Origin of the sequence: Dyella sp. EPa41 (assembly GCF_016586165.1) — a bacterium.
In the GTDB taxonomy this organism is placed as follows: Bacteria; Pseudomonadota; Gammaproteobacteria; order Xanthomonadales; family Rhodanobacteraceae; genus Dyella.
This window is the reverse complement of the sequence record NZ_BCPR01000078.1, coordinates 1-22385: the sequence shown is the minus strand read 5'-3', so window position 1 is coordinate 22385 and position 22385 is coordinate 1. Positions and strand designations below refer to the sequence as shown.

The 22385-nt window shown below is 66.5% G+C and carries 18 protein-coding genes and 1 pseudogene; 9 read left to right on the top strand and 10 right to left on the bottom strand.

What is annotated here, in order from left to right; genetic code table 11:
• From JMF82_RS18620 to JMF82_RS18610, 3 genes and pseudogenes are all read right to left on the bottom strand, one after another.
• A pseudogene (locus JMF82_RS18620) lies at positions 1-164 on the bottom strand (MCE family protein); the annotation flags it as partial.
• A gap of 1 nt (position 165) precedes the next feature.
• The gene (locus tag JMF82_RS18615) at positions 166-981 is read right to left on the bottom strand and encodes an ABC transporter ATP-binding protein (RefSeq protein WP_255560171.1); all 816 of its coding nucleotides are present in this window, start codon (positions 979-981) and stop codon (positions 166-168) included.
• Positions 978-2123 carry an ABC transporter permease gene (locus JMF82_RS18610; RefSeq protein ID WP_236585564.1) on the bottom strand — a complete coding sequence of 382 codons (1146 nt, stop codon included), beginning with the start codon at positions 2121-2123 and terminating at the stop codon, positions 978-980. The genes JMF82_RS18615 and JMF82_RS18610 overlap by 4 nt, the downstream gene beginning before the upstream one ends.
• A 187-nt stretch (positions 2124-2310) precedes the next feature.
• Between JMF82_RS18610 and cysD the strand changes: the two genes are divergently transcribed.
• The 6 genes from cysD (at position 2311) to JMF82_RS18580 (ending at position 9556) form a co-directional block, all read left to right on the top strand.
• Complete coding sequence (cysD, locus tag JMF82_RS18605; RefSeq protein ID WP_201316026.1) at positions 2311-3213, top strand: sulfate adenylyltransferase subunit CysD; 903 nt, start codon at positions 2311-2313, stop codon at positions 3211-3213.
• Positions 3213-5102, top strand: a complete 1890-nt coding sequence (gene cysC / locus JMF82_RS18600) for an adenylyl-sulfate kinase (protein WP_201316025.1) — start codon at positions 3213-3215, stop codon at positions 5100-5102. The genes cysD and cysC overlap by 1 nt, the downstream gene beginning before the upstream one ends.
• A gap of 286 nt (positions 5103-5388) precedes the next feature.
• Complete coding sequence (gcvT, locus tag JMF82_RS18595) at positions 5389-6489, top strand: glycine cleavage system aminomethyltransferase GcvT (protein ID WP_201316024.1); 1101 nt, start codon at positions 5389-5391, stop codon at positions 6487-6489.
• 103 nt (positions 6490-6592) lie between these two features.
• Entirely contained in the window at positions 6593-6988 is a 396-nt protein-coding gene (gcvH, locus tag JMF82_RS18590) for a glycine cleavage system protein GcvH (RefSeq protein WP_201316023.1), read from the top strand.
• Positions 6989-7611: 623 nt separating this feature from the next.
• Positions 7612-8169 (top strand): met regulon transcriptional regulator MetJ, encoded by a 558-nt coding sequence (gene metJ, locus JMF82_RS22250; RefSeq protein ID WP_111981057.1) that lies wholly within the window; start codon positions 7612-7614, stop codon positions 8167-8169.
• 340 nt (positions 8170-8509) lie between these two features.
• Positions 8510-9556 carry an energy transducer TonB gene (locus JMF82_RS18580; RefSeq protein ID WP_201316022.1) on the top strand — a complete coding sequence of 349 codons (1047 nt, stop codon included), beginning with the start codon at positions 8510-8512 and terminating at the stop codon, positions 9554-9556.
• Between the two features lie 74 nt (positions 9557-9630).
• Here JMF82_RS18580 and JMF82_RS18575 read toward each other — a convergent pair whose 3' ends face one another.
• Together JMF82_RS18575 and JMF82_RS18570 are read right to left on the bottom strand one after the other, a co-directional pair.
• Positions 9631-10950 carry a serine hydrolase domain-containing protein gene (locus tag JMF82_RS18575; RefSeq protein ID WP_201316021.1) on the bottom strand — a complete coding sequence of 440 codons (1320 nt, stop codon included), beginning with the start codon at positions 10948-10950 and terminating at the stop codon, positions 9631-9633.
• Positions 10951-11135: 185 nt separating this feature from the next.
• Positions 11136-12713, bottom strand: a complete 1578-nt coding sequence (locus JMF82_RS18570; protein ID WP_201316020.1) for a choline dehydrogenase — start codon at positions 12711-12713, stop codon at positions 11136-11138.
• A gap of 66 nt (positions 12714-12779) precedes the next feature.
• Between JMF82_RS18570 and JMF82_RS18565 the strand changes: the two genes are divergently transcribed.
• The gene (locus tag JMF82_RS18565) at positions 12780-14096 is read left to right on the top strand and encodes an MFS transporter (protein ID WP_255560170.1); all 1317 of its coding nucleotides are present in this window, start codon (positions 12780-12782) and stop codon (positions 14094-14096) included.
• A gap of 6 nt (positions 14097-14102) precedes the next feature.
• Here the strand turns inward: JMF82_RS18565 and JMF82_RS18560 are convergent, their stop codons facing one another.
• From JMF82_RS18560 to mtgA, 3 genes are all read right to left on the bottom strand, one after another.
• Positions 14103-14531, bottom strand: coding sequence for a CBS domain-containing protein (locus JMF82_RS18560; protein WP_201316019.1), 429 nt, complete (start codon positions 14529-14531; stop codon positions 14103-14105).
• Between the two features lie 91 nt (positions 14532-14622).
• Entirely contained in the window at positions 14623-15573 is a 951-nt protein-coding gene (locus JMF82_RS18555; protein ID WP_201316018.1) for a glycosyltransferase family 2 protein, read from the bottom strand.
• Positions 15574-15638: 65 nt separating this feature from the next.
• The gene (gene mtgA / locus JMF82_RS18550; RefSeq protein WP_201316017.1) at positions 15639-16379 is read right to left on the bottom strand and encodes a monofunctional biosynthetic peptidoglycan transglycosylase; all 741 of its coding nucleotides are present in this window, start codon (positions 16377-16379) and stop codon (positions 15639-15641) included.
• A 120-nt stretch (positions 16380-16499) separates the two neighbouring features.
• On the opposite strand from mtgA, the gene JMF82_RS18545 reads away from it, so the two are divergent.
• Positions 16500-17399 (top strand): Hsp33 family molecular chaperone HslO, encoded by a 900-nt coding sequence (locus tag JMF82_RS18545; RefSeq protein ID WP_201316016.1) that lies wholly within the window; start codon positions 16500-16502, stop codon positions 17397-17399.
• A 360-nt stretch (positions 17400-17759) separates the two neighbouring features.
• On the opposite strand, the gene JMF82_RS18540 is transcribed toward JMF82_RS18545, so the two are convergent.
• The gene (locus JMF82_RS18540) at positions 17760-20660 is read right to left on the bottom strand and encodes an EAL domain-containing protein (protein WP_201316015.1); all 2901 of its coding nucleotides are present in this window, start codon (positions 20658-20660) and stop codon (positions 17760-17762) included.
• 262 nt (positions 20661-20922) lie between these two features.
• On the opposite strand from JMF82_RS18540, the gene JMF82_RS18535 reads away from it, so the two are divergent.
• Positions 20923-21825, top strand: a complete 903-nt coding sequence (locus JMF82_RS18535; RefSeq protein WP_201316014.1) for a hypothetical protein — start codon at positions 20923-20925, stop codon at positions 21823-21825.
• A 79-nt stretch (positions 21826-21904) separates the two neighbouring features.
• Here JMF82_RS18535 and JMF82_RS18530 read toward each other — a convergent pair.
• Positions 21905-22385 (bottom strand): DUF4097 family beta strand repeat-containing protein (locus JMF82_RS18530; RefSeq protein ID WP_201316013.1); only part of this gene is annotated, 481 nt, incomplete at its 5' end.

Below are 22385 nucleotides of genomic sequence, written 5' to 3'. Positions count from 1 at the left end.
CTGCCTTGCGAAAGGCCGGTGACGGCTTCGTTGAAGACGACCTGGTAGTACGAGAACTGGCGGTCGGAACTCGACTTGGCCAGCCACAGCCCGAACAGCAAGGCGGCCACCACGACGATCATGGTGAACAGGCCGATCAACACGTGATGGGCGCGGGTTTCCATATCACTTCACCTCGGGCGGAGTTACGTCGGCGTGTGCTTCTTCCGCAGCGCGGCCGCGCGGACCGTGGAAATACGCCTGCACCCACGGGTCGCTGTTCTCGGCGACGACGTCGAGCGGGCCAACCACCAGCACTTTCTTCTGCGAGAGCACGGCGACGCGATCGCAGATGGTGTAGAGCGTGTCCAGATCGTGGGTGACCAGGAACACCGTGAGCCCCAGCGCGTTGCGCAGGGTGAGGATCAGCTGGTCGAACGCCGCGGCGCTGATCGGATCCAGGCCGGCGGTGGGCTCGTCCAGGAACAGGATTTCCGGGTCAAGCGCGAGCGCCCGCGCGAGCGCGGCACGCTTCACCATGCCGCCCGAGAGTTCCGACGGGTACTTCGTCTCGGTGCCCGCGGGCAGCCCCGCCAGCGCCAGCTTCACGCCCGCGAGCGCCTGCGCATCCGGCCGCGCGAGGCCGGCGTGTTCGATCAGCGGCATGGCCACGTTTTCCACGACGTTGAGCGAGGAGAACAGGGCGCCGTTCTGGAACAGCACGCCGAAGCGGCGCTCCACCAGCGAGCGCTGGTCGGGCGAAAGCCGGAGCAGGTCCTGGCCGAATACGTGCACGCTGCCCGAGGTGGGGCGGCGCAGGCCCACGATGCTCCGCAGCAGCACCGACTTGCCGGTGCCGGAACCACCGACCACGCCGAGGATCTCGCCGCGGCGCACGTCCAGGTCCAGGTGCTCATGCACGGTCTGGCTGCCAAAGCGGTTGACCAGGTTGCGCACCTGGATCACGTCGTCCTGCGGCTGCGGCTGCGGTTTGGCGTTCACCAGCCCATCTCCATGTAGAACAGGGCCGCCAGCGCGTCGAGCAGGATCACCACGAAGATCGACTGCACCACGGCGGAGGTGGTGTGTTCGCCCACCGATTCGGCGCTGCCGGTGACCTTGAAGCCTTCCAGGCAGCCGATGACGGCGATGAGGAACGCGAACACCGGCGCCTTCGCCATGCCGACCAGGAAGTGCTGCACGCCGATGTCCGACTTCACCAGGTTGAGGAACATCACCGGCGGGATATCCAGCACCAGCGCGCACACCAGCCCGCCGCCGACAAGGCCGGAGACCATCGCCAGGAAGGTGAGCATCGGCAGCGAGGCCAGCATGGCGAGTACGCGGGGCAGCACCAGCAGTTCCATCGGGTCCAGGCCCAGGGCGCGTATCGCGTCGATTTCCTCGTTCGCCTTCATCGAGCCGATCTGCGCGGTGAATGCGCTGGCGGTGCGGCCGGCCATCAGGATGGCGGTAAGCAGCACGCCGAACTCGCGCAGGAACGAATAGGCGACCAGGTCCACCGTATAGATGGTGGCGCCGAAATCCTTCAGCACGGTGGAGCCGAGGAAGGCCACCACCGCGCCTACCATGAAGGTGAGCAGGGCCACGATGGGCACGGCATCCAGCCCGGTTTCCTCCACGTGCGCCACCAGCGAGGTCACGCGCCAGCGGCGCGGGCGCCACACGGTGCGCGCGAAGGTTTCCAGGGTGAGGCCAACAAAGCCCAGCAGGCGGATCTGCTGGTGGTAGACGTGCTCCATCGCCGCGCCGATGCGCGCCAGCAATTCGATGAGGGTATTGCCGCGTGGGCGCGGTTTCGGCTCGACATAGTCGGCCATGGCTTTGCCGACCGTTTGCAGCAGGGCGCGCTGGGCGGCCGGCAGCGTGGGATCGGCATGCGCCAGGTCGCCGAGGCGTGCCGCTCCCAGCAGGCTGGCAAGCAGCGACGCGCCGGCGGTATCCAGGGAGCCCAGGCCGCTCAGGTCGATGGGTGTGGCCTTGTCCAGCCGGCTTTTCAGCGCGGCGATGCTGCTTTCCAGTGTCACGTAATGAGCCAACGTCCAGTCACCTGCCACGCGCAGGGAGGGCGGCGTGGTGCTGGCATCGAGTTGTGCGCTTCCTGTCGCCATCGATGGGGTCATGGGGTGGATGGTAGTGGAGTCTTGCGCACGCCGGGTGACGAAACCTGCGGCTGGTGCAACGACCGATCCTGAAGCGTTCCCCACGAACGGAGGCGTGGCTTCCTGTTCATTTGGCGGTTTTCCGCTAGATTTAACGCAATAAGTACCCAGCCTGGGTGCTTGGCGGCCATCGATCAGAAAAACACCTATGCCCCTCTTGTCCCACCTGGACGCACTCGAAGCCGAGAGCATCCATATCTTCCGCGAGACGGCAGCCGCGTTCCGGCGCCCGGTCATGCTCTATTCCATCGGCAAGGATTCCTCGGTCCTGCTGCACCTGTTGCGCAAGGCCTTCTACCCGGCGCGCCCGCCGATGCCGCTGCTGCACGTGGACACGACCTGGAAGTTCCGCGAGATGATCGCCTTCCGCGACCAGGTGGCTGCCGAAGGCGACGTCGAGGTCCTGGTGCACGTCAATGAGGAAGGCCTGCGCCAGGGCATCTCGCCGCTCACGCACGGCTCGGCGGTGCATACCGACGTGATGAAGACGGCGGGACTGAAGCAGGCGCTGGACAAGTACGGCTTCGACGCGGCCATCGGCGGCGCCCGCCGCGACGAGGAGAAGTCGCGCGCCAAGGAGCGCGTGTTCTCCTTCCGCAACGCGCAGCATCGCTGGGACCCCAAGCATCAGCGCCCGGAGCTCTGGCACACCTACAACACGCAGATCCACCAGGGCGAGAGCGTGCGCGTGTTTCCGCTGTCCAACTGGACCGAGATGGACGTGTGGAACTACATCCGCCGCGAAAACATCCCGGTGGTGCCGCTGTACTTCGCCAGGCCCCGCCCGGTGGTGGAGCGCGACGGCGCGCTGATCATGGTCGACGACGAGCGCTTCACGCTGCGCGAGGGCGAGTCGGTGCAGATGCGCGAGGTGCGCTTCCGCACGCTGGGCTGCTATCCGTTGACCGGTGCGGTGGAATCCTCGGCCGATACCCTGGACAAGATCATCGAGGAGATGGCGGCTTCGCGCAGTTCCGAGCGCCAGGGCCGGGTGATCGACCACGACGGCCATGCCTCCATGGAGCGCAAGAAGCAGGAAGGCTATTTCTGATGGCGACGCCCGATACCTCTCCCTCCGCGCAGGCTCCTACCCAGCTGCTGCGTTTCATTACCTGCGGCAGCGTCGATGACGGCAAGAGCACCCTGCTGGGACGCCTGCTGTACGACACCGGCATGGTGCCCGACGACCAGCTCGCCGCACTGGCACGTGACAGCCGCAAGCTGCATGCGGATGCTCCCGATGCGCTCGACTTCTCCCTGCTCACCGATGGCCTGGACGCCGAACGCCAGCAGGGCATTACCATCGATGTCGCCTACCGCTATTTCCACAGCGCGCGGCGCAGCTTCATCGTGGCGGACTGCCCCGGGCACGAGCAGTACACCCGCAACATGGCGACGGGCGCGTCCAACGCCGGGCTGGCGGTGGTGCTCATCGATGCGCGCAAGGGCGTGCTGCCGCAGACGCGCCGGCATACGTACATCTGCGCGCTGATGGGCATTCGCCAGGTCGTGGTGGCGGTGAACAAGATGGACCTGGTGGATTGGCGCGAGGACATCTACGCCGCCATTGCCCACGAGTACCGCGAGCTGGCCGCCCAACTGGGCATTGCCCAAATCCATTGCCTGCCCGTGGTGGCGCCGAGCGGCGACAACGTCGGAACCCGGTCCGGCCGCATGGGCTGGTACGAGGGCCCTTGCCTGCTGGAGCTGCTGGAGTCGGCCGACACCGCTCCCGCGCAGGGCACCGAGTTCCGCATGCCGGTGCAGTGGGTGAACCGGCCGGATGCCTCGTTCCGCGGCTATGCCGGCACCGTCTGCGGCGGTCGCATCGCCGTGGGCAGCGAAGTCGTGGTGCAGCCGGCCATGCGCCGCGCGCGCATCGAACGCATCGTCACCGCCGATGGCGATCTTTCCCACGCCTCGGAAGGCCAGGCGGTGACCCTGACGCTGGACCGTGAAATCGACGTGAGCCGTGGCGATGTGATCGCCGACGCCGCGCGACCGGCGCCGGTCGCCGACCAGTTCGCCGCGCACGTGCTGTGGATGGGCGACGAGCCCCTGCTGCCCAATCGCGCGTATTGGTTGAAGATTGGCGCGCGCACGGTCAACGCGCGCGTCACCACCATCAAGCACAAGGTCGACGTCAACACGCAGGCCGAGCTGGCTGCGCGGCGGCTGGACCTCAACGAGGTTGGCTACTGCAACATCGACCTCGACCATGCGATCGCCTACGAGGCATACACGGACAACCGCACGCTGGGCGGCTTCGTGCTGATCGACCGGCAGACCAACGCCACCGTCGGCTGCGGCATGCTGGACTTCGCCCTGCGTCGCGCCGCCAACGTGCATTGGCAGCACACCGACCTGGACAAGCAGGCACGCAGCCTCAGCAAGGGCCAGCAGGCGCGTTGCCTGTGGTTCACCGGCCTGTCCGGCGCGGGCAAGTCCACCATTGCCAACCTGGTCGAACGCCGCCTGCATGCGCTGGGCTATCACACGTACATGCTGGACGGCGACAACCTGCGCCATGGCCTGAACAAGGACCTGGGCTTCACGCCGGAAGCGCGCGTGGAGAACGTGCGCCGCGTGGCCGAGGTGTCGCACCTCATGGTCGATGCGGGCCTGGTCGTCCTGGTCTGCGTGATCTCGCCGTTCCAGGGCGAGCGCCGCTTCGCCCGCAGCCTGTTCGACGAGGGCGAGTTCCTCGAGGTGTTCGTCGACACCACCCTGGAAGAATGCGAGCGGCGCGATCCGAAAGGCCTGTACCGCAAGGCGCGCGCCGGGGAGATCATCAATTTCACCGGCATCGACTCGCCTTACGAGGCGCCTGAAAACCCCGAGCTGCATCTGCGCACGACGGGCTTGCGGCCCGAGCAACTGGCCGAGCAGGTGGTGGAGCAGTTGCTCGCGGGCATGGGCGAAGGTCGTCCGGACGCTTAAACAACCTCCACGTCGTCATTCCGGCGCAGGCCGGAATCCAGCGGCGACAGAACGTGGTCTTCGTGGCACGTCCATATAGGCGAACCTTCGCGATGACCGACCCTTGCCGCGTCTGGATTCCGGCCTGCGCCGGAATGACGAACAAGAGCTAGGTGCTTTTCCGTTGCCTTTCCCGTGCGCATGCTGCGCCGCACGACGCCACCGATACGCCAGCGCACGGCGCACTCGGCTTGGAATGTATCCGTGCGCCCGGCGATAATGCCGCTTTCCCCAGAGCTCGACTGCGATGACCGAGAAGACCGTACTCAATGACACCCACCGCGCGCTGGGTGCGCGCATGGTCGACTTCGGCGGCTGGGACATGCCGATCAACTACGGTTCGCAGATCGAGGAGCATCACGTCGTGCGCCGCGACGCCGGCATGTTCGACGTCTCCCACATGACGGTGGTCGACCTGCATGGCCCGCGCACGCGCGAGTTCCTGCGCCATCTGGTGGCCAACAACGTCGACAAGCTGAAGGTGCAGGGCAAGGCCCTGTATACCTGCATGCTCAACGAGCAGGGGGGCGTGGTGGACGACCTGATCGTCTACTTCCTGGGCGAGGAGTTCTTCCGCCTGGTCGTCAATGCGGCCACCCGCGCCAAGGACCTGGCGTGGATCGAGCAGCACGCCAAGGCCTTCGACGTGCAGGTCAAGGAGCGGCCCGATTTCGCCATGATCGCCGTGCAGGGCCCCAACGCCCGCGCCAAGGTCATCGGCCTGTTGGCCGAAGTGGACCATGAGCGCATCGGCAAGCTCGGCAAGTTTGCCGCCGCCGCCGCGCAGGGTCCCCATGGCATGCCGCTGTTCGTGGCGCGCACCGGTTACACCGGCGAGGACGGCTTCGAAATCATCGTGCCGCAGGAACACGCCGTGGCCCTGTGGGATGCGCTCGCTGCCGCGGGCGTCGCGCCGGCGGGCCTGGGTGCACGCGACACGCTGCGCCTGGAGGCGGGCATGAATCTCTACGGCCAGGACATGGACGACGACGTGTCCCCGTGGGAAGCCAACCTCGGCTGGACGATCTCGCTCGACGAAGGCCGCGACTTCATCGGCCGCAAGGCGCTGGAGGCGCAGAAGGCCGCGGGCGTGAAGCGCGTGATGGTCGGCCTGGTGCTGGACGAGAAGGGCGTGTTGCGCCACGGGCAGACCGTGCTCACCGCCAACGGCAACGGCGAAATCCTCTCGGGCAGCTTCGCGCCCACGCTCAACAAGGCGGTCGCCTTTGCACGCATTCCGGCGGGTGAGCCGGGCGACGTGCGGGTGGACATCCGCGGCAAGGAAGTGCCGGTGCGCGTGGTGAAGTATCCCTTCGTGCGCGACGGCAAGCCCTGCGAGGGCATCTGACCCCGCATCCATCCACGGCGGCATGCATCCCATGTTGCACAACGGGTGAAGCGGCTAGAATTGCCGCTCCACCACCACCCGACATCAACGACTGGATCCGATCATGAGCGAGATTCCCGGCGATCTGAAATTCCTCAAGTCCCACGAATGGGCTCGCGTCGAAGACGACGGCCTGGTGCGCGTGGGTATCTCCGACCATGCCCAGGGCCAGTTGGGCGACCTCGTCTACGTCGAGCTGCCGGAGATCGGCGCCGCCGTGCAGGCCGGTCATGGCGTGGCGGTGGTCGAGTCGGTCAAGGCCGCCTCGGACATCTATTCCCCGGTGTCGGGCGAAATCGTCGCGGTCAACGAGACCCTCAACGACAAGCCGGAAACCATCAACGAAGATGCCTTCGGCGATGGCTGGATCTTCCTGGTCCGCGCCAGCGACCGCGGCGAACTGGACGAACTGCTCGACGCCGACGCCTACGCGGAACTGGTCGAAAACGAAGACCACTGATCCCCGCGTTCGATGCTTCGCCCGACGCCGGCCGCCTCAAGCGGCCGGCGTCTTTTTGGGTATCAAGGTTCAGCGCGGTGGGCTCGTCGACGCGCGGCATCGATGCAGGACGACTTCGAAAATCGATGTTTCGCATCTCGCCGTCCATGCCGATAGATGTCCAAGGCGAAGGCGGGCGGTCGGGGTCGGGCGAACCCATATGCGGGTCGTTCGGCGACCTTGGGCGGCGGTCGGGCAGGGTAGGGGCGGCATTCTGTCCCTCCGGCCGGAGAAAAAATTCAGTCGCGTTTCGTTCATCCAAAACGGGGTGCCGGAGAGGCGCGTATGGGGTGAGACAGCCGCGCCAAAGCCGATGAGACAGTCGATTGCATGCCATTGGGCATATTTGACTCATATGCCTTTTTTTAAGTGGTTTTATGCATTCCTAGATAATCAGTGCATGTTTTTGTTTAGCGGTATGGACGTCTGATCAAAAATGCACCAGGACCCCCTCCAGGCCTTGCCCGACGGGGGTTTGGACCCTCCTGGGGGTAGGTGAAGCGGATTGATTTCGTGTTTAAAATCAATTGACAGCTGAAATCTTCAGGAATAGCTTTCGCATCGGAACACGGAGAACGGGTGCCATGGCAACATCGAAATTCATCAAACCTTATATCGAGCATGGAGAGAAAGCCGGCGCAGTACGCAAGATCACGGTGTCGATTCCATTGCACGTGTTGAGGCCCCTATCTGACGAACGCACCCGGCGTCAGGTAAACAATCTTCGGCACGCCACCAATAGCGATCTGCTTGTGGAGGCGTTCCTGCATGCTTTTACTGGGCAACCACTGCCAACTGATGAGGAGCTGAGACGAACTATGGCCACTGCCAAGAAAGCCGCAAAGAAACCCGCCGCCAAGAAGGCGAGCAAGAAGACCGCTGTGAAGAAGGCCGCCGCCAAGAAGCCGGTTGCCCGCAAGCCGGCCGCCAAGAAGGCTGCCAAGAAGGTCGCCAAGAAGGCCGTTGCTAAGAAGCGCCCGGCCGCCGCCAAGAAGGCTGCCGTGAAGAAGGTTGCTACCAAGAAGGTGGCGAAGAAGGCCACTGCCAAGAAGCGCACCGTGAAGAAGGCCGCTGCTGCCAAGGTGGTCAAGGCCACCAAGGCTGCCAAGGCCCCCAAGGCTGCTAAGGCTGCCAAGAAGTAAGCTTCACCAATAACAGGCAACACCGACTTTTCTCCCCGCGGTGCCCAGCGCGGGGGGAGTCCTTCGAAAGAGCGATTCGTCCCGGCCCGTGCCGGGACGCTTCGTTTCCGGGGTACGAAAAATTCCTAGCGCGTCGCCGGCCCGGCGATACCCTCATGCGCGGGCTGCGCGTCGACTCTCCGAACTGTGCGTGTCCGCTGCGACGCTACGTGTGATTTGCCGTAGTGCTGCATTGCGGTTACCTTTCGCACATCCGCGCCGCGGGAACCTGGGGAGGTTTCCGCTCCTGGATTCACAGGGGGAAAAAGCGCGGGTATCTGATGCCACTCGGTGAGAGATCATGGATACCCGATACACACGTCATGCGCGCCACCGTGCGCGTGGGGCCATTCGGCCCTCAGCCATCGCCATTGTTGCTGTCGTCGCCGTGCTTGCGGCAGCGTCGTGGTTCCTCATTATCAAGCCGCACCAGGACCTGGTCGATTCCGAGGCCGGCTCGCATCCGTCGACGCCCGTCCAGCAGGGTGCGGCGACGACACCGCCTCCGCCCGCCAACGTGGCGGCAATGAGCATGAACCAGCTGTTGTCCGAAGCCCGCAAGGCGGTGAACGAACAGCGCCTGCTGGCCCCCGCCGGCAACAACGCTTTCGAGTTCTACCTGAAGGTGCTGGAGAAGCAGCCGGGCAACCAGGTGGCGGCCGACGCGCTGCGCGAAACCTTCCCGGTGGGCGCGAGCGTGGCCGAGCAGTCGATCAACCAGCGCGACTTCAATGACGCCCAGCGCCAGATCGACCTGCTGGCGAAGGCCGACCCGGCGAACTACACGCTGACCATCCTGCGCTCCAAGCTCGATGCCCAGCGCAAGCTGCAGGATCGCGAGCAGCAGCAGGCGTCGGACAAGGAGAAGGCGGCTCAGCTGGCGGCACAGAAGGCGGCCTCGGACAAGGCCGAGGCGGATCGCCAGGCGGCCGAAGCGCAGCAGCGCACGCTCGCCGAACAGCAGCAGCGTGCGGCGCAGGCTCGCCTGGCGCAGCAGCAACAGCAGGCTGAAGCACGCCAGACGCAAGCGTCGAGCGCGACGGCGGCAGCGGCCGGGGACGGCGGCGCGGGCAGTGCCACGCACGGCCCGGTGCTCGTGCGCAACGTCAATCCGCGCTATCCCACGACAGCCGTGCGCGCTAACCAGGAAGGCTGGGTGGAGGTGACCTTCACCATCACCCCGGAAGGCAATGTCGATGACGTGAAGGTGGTGGACGCCGAGCCGCGCCACGTGTTCGACCGCGCCGCGGTGGAAGCGGTGAGCCGCTGGAAGTACCAGCCGGCCACGCAGAACGGCACGCCGATCGCGGCACAGGACAAGCGCCGCATCGTGTTCAAGCTCAACTGATGGCGAGCCGGTCGCGCCACGGCGCGGCCGCACGGAAACGAAGGCGCCGCGTGGCAACACGCGGCGCTTTTTCGTCAGTTGCCCGAGAGGTCGTGCTTGGTGCCGCGCCCACTGGCGGCGGTCCGGCCCTTGTTGCGCGTCTTGCCCTTGGCGCTGGCGGCGGACGTCCTCGGCGCGTTGCTTTCGATGCCCGCCCAATCCACGTGCGGAAGGCCGAGCAGTTCGTCGAACACCATCGGCATCAGGCCGGCCGGTGTCGGGGCCGAGGAGTTCCACATGGTCACCACGCCTATGCGGTACTTCGGCAGGAAGCCGATCATGGTGCGGTAGCCTTCGACCGCGCCGGCATGGAACACCATCGTCTCGCCTTCGTAATCGAACACGCGCCAGCCCAGCGCATAGGACGCGTCGGAAAGGCGCGCACGACGCCAGGGCGAGGAATGCAGCTCCACGGGCGTGGCGACCTCGGGCGTGTGCAGGGTGTCCAGCAGCTTGGCCGGCAGCACGTCCGGGCGGCCACCCATCTGCGCGATCAGCCACTGCTCCATGTCGCGCAGGCTGGCGTTGACGCCGGCCGCCGGTGCGACGCGGTAGTAGGCCTGCTTGGGTTCGAACGGGATCCATCCATTGCTGGTCTGCCGGTGCGGCCGTGCCCAGCTCTTGCTTTCCTCCAGGCCTTCGCGGCCATAGCTGGCCGTCTTCATGCCCAGCGGGAAGAAGATGCGCTTGTCGACCTGCCGGCTGAAGAAGTCGCCGGTTTGCGCATAGACGATGTCGCCGATCAGGCTGAAGGCGATGTTCTGGTAGCCGTAGCACTGGCCGACATCGCAGGTGAGCGTCACCTCGTCGAGCTTGCGCGCCAGTTCCTCGTAGGGGATGTTCTCCTCGAGCATGTTGTCGTAGGTGTTCTTCGGCAGCCCCAGCCGTTGGCCGAGGATGTCGCGCACGGTGGCCTGCTCGGCGGCGCTGTCGTTCTTGAGGTGGAAGAAGGGCAGCACCGCGGTGAGCTTGGTATCCCAGCTCAGCTTGCCGTCGCCCACCAGCACGCCGGTGAGGGCCGTGGCGAACGCCTTGGAAAGCGAGGCGAGGCGAAACACCGTTTCGGGTGTGATCGGCTCGCGCGTGGTGGCGTTCGCGTAACCGATGGTGTCCTCGAACACGACCTTGTCGTCGACCACCACGGCCGTGGCCAGGCCGGCCACTTCGTTGCGCTGGTCCAGGCGATCCAGCCATTGCTGGTAGGCGCCCAGTGCGTCCTTGACGCGATCGGGTGGCAGTGCCCGTGGCGTAGCCGCCGCCGGGTCTGCGGGAGGCGTGGCGGCGCGCGCGTGCAGCGGGATGACGGATAGTCCCAGTACCGCGACGACGGCCAGTGAAATCGTGCGAAACGTCATGTCGCCTGAACATTGGCGGCGCCCGATGGGCACCGATGGAATGGAGCCGGCACCGGACGCTGCCGGGCCAGTCGGATTGCGAGCCGGAATCCTTCCATGACGCCGCGCGAGAGTAACGCAGGAGTGGCTGAAAAGTCCCTGTCGCAGCGGCGCGGAGGGCATGTATTAAGGCCGCGTGAGGGTTCTCAGCCGGCCTCCAGGATCAGCTCGCTCGCCCGCTCGGCCATCATGATCACCGGGGCGTTGGTGTTGCCGCTGGGCAGGCTCGGCATCGCGGACGCATCGACGACGCGCAGGCCCCCGATGCCGCGCACGCGCAGTTCGCTGTCGAGCGGCGCCGTCGCCTCGCTGCCCATGCGGCAGGTGCCGGCGGGGTGATAGATGGTTTCCGCCTTGCGCCGGATGAAGTCGATGTACTCCGCATCGGTATGCAGCGCGTGTTCGGGAAAGACGGGCGCGCCGCGATAGGGCGCAAAGGCCGCTTGCGAGAGGATCTCTCGCGAGAGGCGCGCGCCCTCGACCATGCGCTGCAGATCATGCCCCTCGGCATCGCCGAGGTAGTTCGCATGGATCGCGATCGGCTGTGCCGGGTCCGCGGAGCGCAGACGCAGGCGCCCACGGCTGCGAGGATGCAGGTAGCACGCGTGGACCGTGTATCCGTAGCCGGGCAGGCGGTGGCGGCCGTGATCGTCGAGCTGCGCGGGCACGAAATGGAACTGGATGTCGCAACGCTCGTCCGCGGCCAGCCGGCTGCGCACGAAGCCACCGGCCTCCGCCACGTTGGAGCTGCCGGGGCCGTCGCGATGACGGAGGAAGCGCCAGCCCGCGGCCAGCTCGTTGAGGTGATCGTAGGACACCTTCCGCGTGCTGGCGTCGAGCGTGCAGATGTCCAGGTGGTCCTGCAGATGGGCGCCGACGCCCGGCATGTCGGCCAGCACCGCGATGCCATGCTCGCGCAGGTGGTCGGCGGGGCCGACGCCCGACAGCATCAGCAGCTGCGGCGTGTTGATGGCGCCACCGGCAAGGATGACTTCGCCCGCTTCAAGCGTCGCCTCATCGCCCTGCAGCTGCACGCCCACCGCGCGGCCGTTGCGGATCACCACGCGGGCGACCGCCGCCTTGGTGCGCACTTCCAGGTTGGCGCGCTGCCTCGCCGGTTGCAGATAGGCCACCGCGGTGGAGCATCGGCGGCCTTCGCGCTGGGTGACCTGATACAGGCCAAAGCCTTCCTGCGCGGGCCCGTTGAAGTCGTCATTGCGTGGAAAGCCGGCGCTGACCCCCGCGTCGATGAACATGGTCGACAGTTCGTTGTGGTAGCGCAGGTCGCTCACGCCGAGCGGGCCACCCGCCCCGTGCAACGCGCTGGCGCCGCGCGAATTGTCTTCGCTGCGGATGAACCATGGCAGCACTTGCTGCCACGACCAGCGCGCGTCGCCGGTGGCCTGCGCCCAGCGGTCATAGTCGCCGGGCACGCCGCGCGCATAGATCATCGCGTTGATGGCGCTGGAGCCGCCCAGCGTCTTGCCACGCGGCCACCACAGGCGGCGGTTGTGCAATCGCGGCTCCGGCTCGGTGTGGTAGTTCCAGTTGAAATGGCGGTTGCCGGCCAGCCGGGCGATGCCGGCGGGCATGTGGATCAGGGGATGCCAATCGCTCGGGCCTGCCTCGAGCAGCAACACGCGCCTGCCTTGATGGGCACTCAACCGGTTGGCCAGAACGCAACCTGCGGAACCCGCACCCACGATGATGTAGTCGTACGTCACTTAGCCCCCGTCCATGACTGTCACGACCGCATGCTAGTCTGATGCGGACCTTTGCTGGAAACGCCGGTGAATACCACCCGACCCGCCACAGCGAGAGAAGGCCTCGCATCGGTGCTTTCGACCGTGGCCTTCTTCTTCGTGATGATGGCCTACTACATCATCCGGCCCGTGCGTGAACAGCTCAGTGGTGCGGTCGGCTCGAAGGAACTGCCCTTGTTCTACGGCATCACCTTCGTCGTGATGCTGCTGCTGACGCCGGTCTTCGGCGCCATGGTGGCGCGCTTTCCGCGCAAGCGCCTGCTCGGCTGGAGCTACAGCTTCTTCGTGCTGTGCCTCATCGCGTTCGTGCCGGCCTTCGTGCTGCAGGATCGCATCGGGGCGCGCCAGCTCGGCTCGGTGTTCTTCGTGTGGGTGAGCGTGTTCAACCTGTTTGTCGTCTCGCTCTTCTGGAGCCTGATGGCGGACATCTTCCAGAGCGAGCAGGCCAGGCGGGTATTTCCCGCCATCGCGCTGGGCGGCATGGCCGGTGCGGTCAGTGGCCCGGGGTTGGGCAAGCTGCTGGTCGGTCTGATCGGCGTGCCGGCCTTGCTGGTGGTGTCGGCAGTCGCCCTGCTCGCCGCGCTGGGCCTGCTGCTAACCTTGTCCACGCGCCACGACCACTGCTCGCCAGGCGCGCACGAGGAGGCCGTGGGCGGCTCGCTGTGGGCCGGCATCAGGGAATCGTGGACGCGGCCCTTCCTGCGCTACATGGCCGTCCTGATGGTGCTGGGCGACGGCATCGGCACGCTGGCCTATGCGTTGATGGCCGACTACACGTACTCGCACTATCCCGATCGCATTGCCCGCACCGACTTCTATTACAACCTCGACTGGGCCACCAACATCCTGGGCGCGGTGCTGCAGCTGACGGTGACGCGCTGGCTGCTGGTGCGCAAAGGGGCAGGCTGGGGCCTGGTGGTGCCGGCGCTGGTCAATCTCGCGCTGCTGGTGTCGGTGATGGTGCTCGGCATCGGCAACATCAGCGTGTTCGGATTCGCCATACCCATGCTCGCGATCATGATGGCCGGGACCCGGGGCTTCGCCTACGGCATGACCAAGCCGGCATCCGATGCGCTCTATACGCGCGTGCCTCGCGAGGCACGCTACAAGGGCAAGAACTTCGTGGAAACCACCATCTGGCGCTTCGGCGACCTCGCGGTCACTACCGGCGTCAATCTGCTGGGATCGCTCGGGGTAGCGGTGGCCGGCATGGCCGGCATCGGCGCGGGCATTTCCGCGCTGGCCACCTGGGTGGCCGCGCGTGCCGGCCGTTCGCCCGATCTGCTGCCCGAGCAGCCGACCGGTGCCGCGTCGCCGCAGGCCGCGCGTGCGGCCCGCGCGTGATGTCGCTCAGCTGGTGATGTAGCGCTGCAACTGCTCGATCTGTTCGGCTTGCGCGTCGATCACTTCCTTCACCAGATCGCCGATGGAAATGACGCCGATCACCGCTTCACCGGCGACCACCGGCAGATGGCGGATGCGGCTGTCGGTGCACAGGCGCATGCAATCGAACACGTCGGTGTCCGGCCCCACGGTGAGCGCGGGGCTGCTCATGATTTCCGAGACGGCGGTCTGCGCGGAGGAGCGGCCTTGCAGGATGACCTTGCGCGCATAGTCGCGCTCGGAAACGATGCCTACCAGTCGCTCGCCGCGCATCACCAGCAGGGCGCCGACGCGGCGCTCCGCCATGTGCTTGATCGCTTCGAGTACGGGCGCGTCCGGTGCGATGCTGTAGATGTCGGTGCCCTTGCCTTCCAGCAAATGCTTGACCTGGCGCATGCTTGAACCTCCCAGGCGGCCGCGGACAGGCCGCATGCGGTCAGTCTAGCGCCGCGGCGTCGGCGTGGTGTTGGGGGGATGTGAAGCGCAGCTAGACCGGGCCGCGGCTTTCGGCGCGAGACCGGCGCCGTTCCTCGATGAAGTACAGCGGGCGCTGCTTGGCTTCCGCGTAGTTGCGGCCCAGGTATTCGCCGATCACGCCCAGGGCCAGCAATTGGGCGCCACCCAGGAACAGGATTGCCACCATCAGCGACGGGTAGCCCTTTACCGGATCGCCGTGCAGGGCGGCCTTGCCGAATACCCAGATGCCGTACAGGAAGGCCAGCAACGATGACATCAGGCCGATCCAGGTCGCGAGCCGCAGCGGCGCGTTGGAGAACGACGTGATGCCTTCGATGGCCAGTTGCGTGAGGCGCCAGTAGTTCCATTTCGTCCGGCCGGCCTGGCGCGGTTCGCGCAGGTAATAGACCGCGGTCTGGCGGTAGCCGATCCAGGTGAACAGGCCTTTCATGAAGCGCTGCCGTTCGCGCAGCTGGCGCAGCGCATCGAGGGCGCGGCGCGAGAGCAGGCGGAAATCCCCGGTGTCGCGTGGCACGCTGGTATCGGAGAGCCGTTCCATGCTGCGGTAGAAGAGCGACGCCGTCAGGCGCTTGAACGCGGTCTCGCCCTCGCGGGCGGTACGCGTGGCGTAGACCACGTCGTAACCCTCGTGCCAGCGCTCCACCAGCGAAGGGATCAGTTCGGGCGGATCTTGCAGATCGGCGTCGATCACCACCGCGGCATCGGCGTCGACGTGGTCGAGGCCCGCGGTCAACGCGGCCTCCTTGCCGAAGTTGCGCGAGAGCTTGAGGGCGCCCGTGCGGGTGTCGCGGGCGGTGAGGCCTTCGATCAGGGGCCAGGTGTGGTCGCTGCTGCCGTCATCGACGTACAGCACGCTGCATTCCATGGGCAGTTCATCGAGCACGCGGCTCAGTCGTGCGTGGAATGTTTCCAGCACCGCGGCTTCGTTGTAGGCAGGCACGACGACGGTGAGGCGTGACATGGTCGCTGCGTTGATTCCCCGGGAGGTCGCCGCATGCTAGTGCACGGCCCGCAAGGGCGCGAGCGTCAGCGTCGGCGCGTTTCGCGAACGGCCTGGCGGGCTTCCAGATACGCCGGGCCGCCCAATTGGCCCATCTGCTGCTGGATCCAGTTGGCGCGTCCCTGCACGTAGGCAGTGGGGCGGTCGGCACGAAAGCGCCTCGGGCTGGGCAACACCGCCGCCAGGCGCGCCGCCTGGGCAGGCCCCAGTCGCGAGGGGGGCGTATGAAAGAACGCATCGCTGGCCGCGCCCACGCCGTAGATGCCATCGCCCAACTCGGCGATGTTCATGTAAACCTCGAGGATGCGCTGCTTGGGCCACGTCAATTCGATCAGCACCGTGAAATACGCCTCCAGCCCCTTGCGCACGAAGCTGCGCCCATTCCACAGGAACAGGTTCTTGGCTGTCTGCTGGCTGATCGTGCTGGCACCGCGCAGGCGTCGTCCCTCGTCGGCGGCGTCCATCGCGTCCTGGATGGAGTCGAAATCGAACCCGTGGTGAAACGGAAACTTCTGGTCTTCACCAGCCACCATGGCCAAGGGCACGTACGGCGATACCTGGTTCCAGGGTACCCACCGGTGGCGCAGGTGAAAGTCCCTCTCGCCGTGCAGGAGGGCGCCGAGCTGTCGCTCCATCATCACCGCGGATGTCCATGGCGGCACGAAACGCAGGACCAGCACCATCAACCAGCTCAAGGCCAGCCAGGACAGCACGAGCAGGGCAAGCGAACGGAGCAGGCGGGCGAACAGCGGGCGTCGTGGGGTCATGGCGGTGCATGGACAAAGTTGGCGGCAGTATAAAGGGCCATCCATCCGCGCCGTGCCCGCAAGTTGAGCCTGGCGAAACGTACCCCATATAGGCGTATTGCCCTTGGGAGGTCCCACGCTGTGGAAACCGTGCTTGTCGAAGATGTGTTGCACCGATTCATGCTCGAGCGCGCCGGCGTGCGCGGCGTGCTGGTTCGCCTCGGCGCCGCGTGGCGCGAGGTGGCCGGCCGCTCGGCGTACCCGGCGGCCCTGCGTTCCGTGCTTGGCCAGACGCTCGCCGCCAGTGCACTGTTGACGGGCAACATCAAGCTGGAAGGCGCGCTTTCGGTGGAACTGAAGAGCACCGGTCCGCTGCGCCTGTTGTTTGCCGAGTGCACCGACCAGGGACGCCTGCGCGGCCTGGCGCGCTGGAGCGATCCGTTGCCGGAGACGCTGGACCTGGCCGCGTTGCCCAAGGCCATCATGGCCATCACCATCGGCCATGCCGAACGCGGCCAGCGTTACCAGGGCCTGGTGGACCTGCAGCATCCCGACCTGGCCTCGGCACTGGAGAACTATTTCAGCCAGTCCGAGCAGCTGCCGGCGCGCATCGTGCTGGCGGCCGATGGCGAGCATGCCGTCGGCCTGATGCTGCAGAAGCTGCCGGACGAAGGCGGCATCGACGCGGCGCAGGACGAGGATGCGTGGACGCGCATCCAGCACCTCACGGCGACGCTGGGGCAGGAAGAGCTGCTGTCGACGGCGCCGGAACAGCTGCTGTATCGCCTGTACCACGAGGAGTCGGTGCGCTTGTTCGAGCCGCGCCCGCTGGCATTCGGCTGCAGCTGCACGCGCGAGCGCGTGGAGGCCGTGCTGCGCTCGCTCGGCCGCGACGAAGTGGAAGCGGCGCTGGAAGCGCGTGAAGGCGAAATCGAAGTGATCTGCGAGTTCTGCGCGCAGCGCTACACCTTCGATCGTGTCGACGCCGAGCATCTGCTCAGCCCCAGCCCGCAGCCCAATGCGCCGACCACGGCCCAGTGATTCAGCGTTCATTGCCTGGAAAAAACGGGCCCGCGTGGGCCCGTTTTTTTTTTCACGCCGTTCCGGCCCGCGTCGGGCCGAAAGGACTTGCTGGCGAGTCGGGGCACGCTCGAGCCATCACCCGGCGTCTCGCACGGCCATCGTGGTCAGGGCGTTCGCCGTAGTACCTCCGGCCGTCATTCCGGCGCAGGGCGGAGGCGCTTTGCAACAGCCGAAGGCGGGTCATCCGATGGCGAAGGGAGATGGCTTTCGCCGCCACGCCGTGCCACGCCTTGCGTAGGGCGTCGCGCATGTCGCAGTCGCCCTGGCCTGCGCCGGAATGACGGCCCGGCGAGCCGCTGGCAAGCCCGGCGCTGCTGGTCAGGGCAGCGCAAAATGATGCTCGCGCTGCAGCCACACCTCGGCCATCTTGGGGGTGGCGAACAGGAAACCCTGCCCGAAACGGCAGCCGATGCGCAGCAGCGCCTGGCGCTGCTCTTCGTCCTCGATGCCTTCGGCGATCACCTGCATCTGCAGCGAGTTGGCGAGCGCCTGGATCGCACGCACCACGGCCGTGCCGTGGCCGCCTTCGCGCGGCAGTTCGACGATGAAGGAGCGATCGATCTTCAGCGTCTCGATCGGGTACTGGTGCAGGTAGCTCAACGACGAATAGCCGGTGCCGAAGTCATCCAGCGCGATGCTCACGCCGTGCGAACGCAGGTTGTCGAGGATGCGCTTCACCTGCATGGCGTTCTCGAGCAGCGCGCGTTCGGTCACTTCGATGCGCAGGCAGCGCGGCGGCAGGCGATGGGCCTGGATCAGGTCCAGCAGCTGGCGATCCAGGTCGGCCGAACGGAAATGCCGGCCCGAGACGTTGATGCTGACAAAGCCGTCCGGCCCCGCCAGCGCCTCGGCCTGGGCGCAGACCTGCTCGAAGATCTGCCAGTCGATGCTTTCCGCGCAGCCGCTTTCTTCCGCCACGGCGAGGAAATCCGCCGGCGTCAGCAGGCCGCGATCGGGGTGGCGCCAGCGCAGCAGCGCCTCATAACCCACCGTGCGGCCGGTCTGCAGCGCGACGATGGGCTGGTAGAACGGCACGAATTCGTTGCGGCTCAGCGCGCGGCGCAGGTCGCCTTCCATCTCCAGCAGGGACAGCGCCTCGCGGCGCAGGCGATCGTCGAACACGGCGGCGCGATGGCGGCCTTCGTCCTTGGCGCGATACATCGCGGCGTCGGCGTCGCGCAGCAGTTCTTCCGGGCGCTGGTAATGCGGGCTGGGCAGGGCGATGCCGATCGATGCCGAGGTGAAGATCTCCTTCGCCCCGAGACGGAACGGCGCCTGCAGTTCGTCGATGATGCGTTCGGCGATCAGCAGCGCCATCTTCGGATCGGTGATGCCCTCGGCCAGCACGGCGAACTCGTCGCCGCCCAGTCGCGCCACCACGTCGCGCGTCTTCAGGCAGGCGCGGATGCGTCCGCCCACCTGGAACAGCAGGTCGTCGCCGACCAGATGGCCGACCGAATCGTTGATGACCTTGAAGCGGTCGAGGTCGATGAACAGCACAGCGAACAGTTCCTGCGTATCGCCGTGATAACGCGCCAGGGCCTGCTCCAGGCGCTGCAGGAGCAGCGTGCGGTTGGGCAGGCCGGTCAGCGAATCGTGGAGGGTTTCGTACTTGAGGCGGCGCTCCACGCGTTCGCGCTCGGCGATCTGTTCGCGCAGGTCGCGATTGGCCAGCGCCAGTGCACGCGTGCGCTCGGTAACGCGGCGTTCCAGGCTGGCATAGGCCTGCTTCAGCGATTCGGTGGTGTGCTTGCGCTGCAGGGCGTTGGCGACGTGGTAGCCCACGAAGGTGAGCAGCTCCTGGTCGCGCACGTCGTAGGTGTGCTCGGGCGAGTAGCTCTGCACTGCCAGCACGCCCATGGCGCGATCGCCCCAGATGAGCGGGACGCCGAGCCAGCACACCGAGCGCGAACCACGATGGCTGACCTCGCCTTCGCGTTCGAGCCGGTCGAACTCCTCGGGATTGGCCAGCAGCGGCTTGCCATGGCGCAGCACGTACTCGGTGACGCCGCGACCGTGCGCGCGCGGCACGCGCACCGTATCGAATTCGTCGACGGAGTAGGGGAAGCTGAGGGTCTTCTGCTCTTCGTCCAGCAGGGCGATGTAGAAGTTGCGCGCGTACAGCAGGCCGCCGATGACGCGGTGGACCGCGGCGTAGAAGTTGTCGAGGCTCTCCGATGCGTTGGCCAGTTCCGCGATGCGGAACAGCGCGGCCTGCAGGCGTTCGCCGCGCTGGCGCTGCAGCACCTGCTGGCGCAGCACGCGGTTGGCCTCGCGCAGGGCGGCCGTGCGGCTGGAGACGCGGCGTTCCAGTTCCTCGTGCGCCTCGCGGCGTTCCAGCGCGGTCTGCACGTGCTTGGCCACGTAGCTGAGCAGCTCGCGATCGTGCTGCGTGTAGTGCGTGTCCTCGCGGTAGCTCTGCATCACGATGCCGCCCACCACGCGACCGTCGCGCAGCAGCGGCACGCCCAGCCAGTGCTCGCAGACCGGGCCGACCTGGATGAAGCGTCCCTTGAATTGCTCGGCCAGCTCCGAGAACGAGCCCATCACCGCCTGGCCGCACTGGAGCAGGTTCCACGTCAGGCTGTGGCGCATCTCCTGCAGCGGCACCGTCTCGTCGGGCGAGGGCGGCTCCTTGTCCATCGTGTCCACGTAGTACGGAAAGCGCACCGTGTCGGTGGCCGGGTCGTACAAGGCGATGTAGAAATTCTCCGCGTACATCAGGCTGCCGAGGATGGCGTGCAGCGAGTGCATCATCTCGGTCATGTTGTGCTCGGCGCCGGCCTGGTCCGCGATGGCGTACAGCGCGCGCTGCAGCCGCTCGGCCAATGCCAGGCGCGAGATGGCCTCGTACAGGCGGGACGTTTCGGCCAACTGGCGCAGGCGCGTCGCGGCAAGGCGGCCGATCCAAGCCATGTGGTCGCGCTGGGCGTCGTAGGCGGCGGTCGCCGGCAGCTCGAGCACGAGTGAGCGCAGGGCCTGGGGATCTTCCGCCAGATCCAGCTGGATCACATTCTTGTCGAGCTGCACCGGGTCGCCGAGCAGGCGCCAGTGCAGGCGCCCTTCCACGCCCAGTTCGCCGAGCATGGCCTCGCAGATCTCCAGCACGCTGGCAGCATCAGCCGCGCGGAACAGGCGTTCCACGGCGGCATGCATGGCGGCGACACCTCTTTCTGCCGGCCATGGCATGGGCGTTTTGCTGGTCGGGGCCGAAGTCATCAGTCGCAGGCGGGTCCGCGCGTAGTCGACACAAACGACTATATAGCGCCTCTGTTCAGCTTTGTCGCTGGCTGTGCTGCGGGTGGAACCAATCCGGCTCGAGAATGTCAAAAAAATGTGATCCGGCCGATAGCGGACCTGGCTCACAGAGCGGAAATTTGGGTGTTAGTAAAAAGTAAAACGTGGTATCGTTAGGGCGTGATCGTCTCTGGGAGGGGGCGACTTCCTGCCTGTTTTGGGTGCCGCGGGAGTTATCGCGTACATGCGTCGTTTGATCCTGTCATTGCCATTGCTGTTCATGCCGTTTGTCGCGGCAGGGCAGACCGTGGCCGGTGACTGGCACGACAGCACCGCTAACCGCTTGATCGGGCAGGATTCCGCCAATGCTGGCTCGGTGCCGCTGTGGCGGGGCGCCAATGGGCAGTGGATGGCCGTGCAGAGTCGCAGCGAATCGCTGACGGCCGCCCAGCGCGCCGACGCACCGCTGCAGTTCCGTGCGCTCGATGCGGCAACCGTGCAGTCCTCCGACGTCCAGTACGGCCTGGCTCCGAATCTGCAGGCGCATGTCGGCGTCAGCGAGCATGACTGGGCCAACAACCAGGCGCCGCGCGTGATTGGCAGCGAGGTGGGCGCCACCTACAGCCAGGGTCGCTACAGCCTTGGGCTGAGCGTGGGCACGGATACCGTGCCGGGCAACGCGAACCTGCCGCGGCTGCTTCCTGGCGCCACGCCGGGCGTGAACGGCCTGGCCGGTTTCGACAGCAGCACCCAGCTCAACGCGCACGGCCGGCTGGCGCTGGACGGCAACAGCGGTATCGACCTGGGCGCCAGCGTGGGGCGTGTGCGCTTGCTGCCGGGCAATCTGCTGGGCGTCAACGCGCTTGACCAGAAGGCGCTGAGCTTCGGCGTGGACAGCGGCCCGCTGAGCGGCAGCATCGTTGGCCGCACCATGCAGCCGCAGGCCGGCGTGCCGGGTGCGGGCTACAACCCGGATCGCCGCTGGAGCAGCATTGACCTCGGCGTCACCTGGCGACTGCCGTGGCAGGGCCAGTTGAGCATCGGTGCGCAGAACCTGTGGTCGTCGGGCAACAGCGTGAACACGCCGGCCGGGCCGGAGCCGGACCAGTCGCGCACGCCGTACGTGCAGTACCACCAGGATCTCTGACCGGCGCCAGCCTCCGGGCAGCCGACAGACAGCAAAACGCCGGGCATGGCCCGGCGTTTTTCGTTGCGGCCTTTGCGAGTCAGTCCTGCCGGCGGATGCGCAGGTCGCCGCTGAAGGTTTCGATCTTCATCTTGGCGCTGCCGGAGCCCGCGGTGGCCTGCAGCTCGCTGCCCGGGCCGTGTTCCACTTTTTGTACCGTGCCGAAGTCGCTGCGCAGGTCGCCGCTGAAGGTGTTGGCGTGGATCACCGCCGAAAGATTGGACGGTACCTGCACCTGGACGTCGCCGCTCATGCTGTCCACGTCGAAGGTGCCATTGGGGGCGAGGCCGCCAGCCAGCTGCACGTCACCCGAGACCGTGCTGAGGTTGAGCTTGCGCCACGGTCCGCCGCTGACGCGGATGCGGCCGGAAACGGTCTGCAGTTCCGCGTCGCTGCCCACGTTGGGCGCCAGGATGTCGCCGCTCACCGTCTGCAGCGCCACGCGGTCGGCATTGCCGGCCAGTTCGATGCTGCCGCTCACGCTGTCCACGTCGATGCCGGGCGAACGGGCATTCACGCGC

Bases quoted from the DNA above. Each gene is read 5' to 3' on its own strand.
- JMF82_RS18580 (WP_201316022.1), top strand. From the start codon at position 8,510: ATGGATACCCGATACACACGTCATGCGCGCCACCGTGCGCGTGGGGCC.
- JMF82_RS18535 (WP_201316014.1), top strand. From the start codon at position 20,923: ATGCGTCGTTTGATCCTGTCATTGCCATTGCTGTTCATGCCGTTTGTC.
- cysC (WP_201316025.1), top strand. From the start codon at position 3,213: ATGGCGACGCCCGATACCTCTCCCTCCGCGCAGGCTCCTACCCAGCTG.
- JMF82_RS18560 (WP_201316019.1), bottom strand. From the start codon at position 14,531: ATGCGCCAGGTCAAGCATTTGCTGGAAGGCAAGGGCACCGACATCTAC.
- mtgA (WP_201316017.1), bottom strand. From the start codon at position 16,379: ATGACCCCACGACGCCCGCTGTTCGCCCGCCTGCTCCGTTCGCTTGCC.
- cysD (WP_201316026.1), top strand. From the start codon at position 2,311: ATGCCCCTCTTGTCCCACCTGGACGCACTCGAAGCCGAGAGCATCCAT.
- JMF82_RS18575 (WP_201316021.1), bottom strand. From the start codon at position 10,950: ATGACGTTTCGCACGATTTCACTGGCCGTCGTCGCGGTACTGGGACTA.
- gcvT (WP_201316024.1), top strand. From the start codon at position 5,389: ATGACCGAGAAGACCGTACTCAATGACACCCACCGCGCGCTGGGTGCG.
- JMF82_RS18555 (WP_201316018.1), bottom strand. From the start codon at position 15,573: ATGTCACGCCTCACCGTCGTCGTGCCTGCCTACAACGAAGCCGCGGTG.
- JMF82_RS18610 (WP_236585564.1), bottom strand. From the start codon at position 2,123: ATGACCCCATCGATGGCGACAGGAAGCGCACAACTCGATGCCAGCACC.
- metJ (WP_111981057.1), top strand. From the start codon at position 7,612: ATGGCAACATCGAAATTCATCAAACCTTATATCGAGCATGGAGAGAAA.
- gcvH (WP_201316023.1), top strand. From the start codon at position 6,593: ATGAGCGAGATTCCCGGCGATCTGAAATTCCTCAAGTCCCACGAATGG.
- JMF82_RS18540 (WP_201316015.1), bottom strand. From the start codon at position 20,660: ATGACTTCGGCCCCGACCAGCAAAACGCCCATGCCATGGCCGGCAGAA.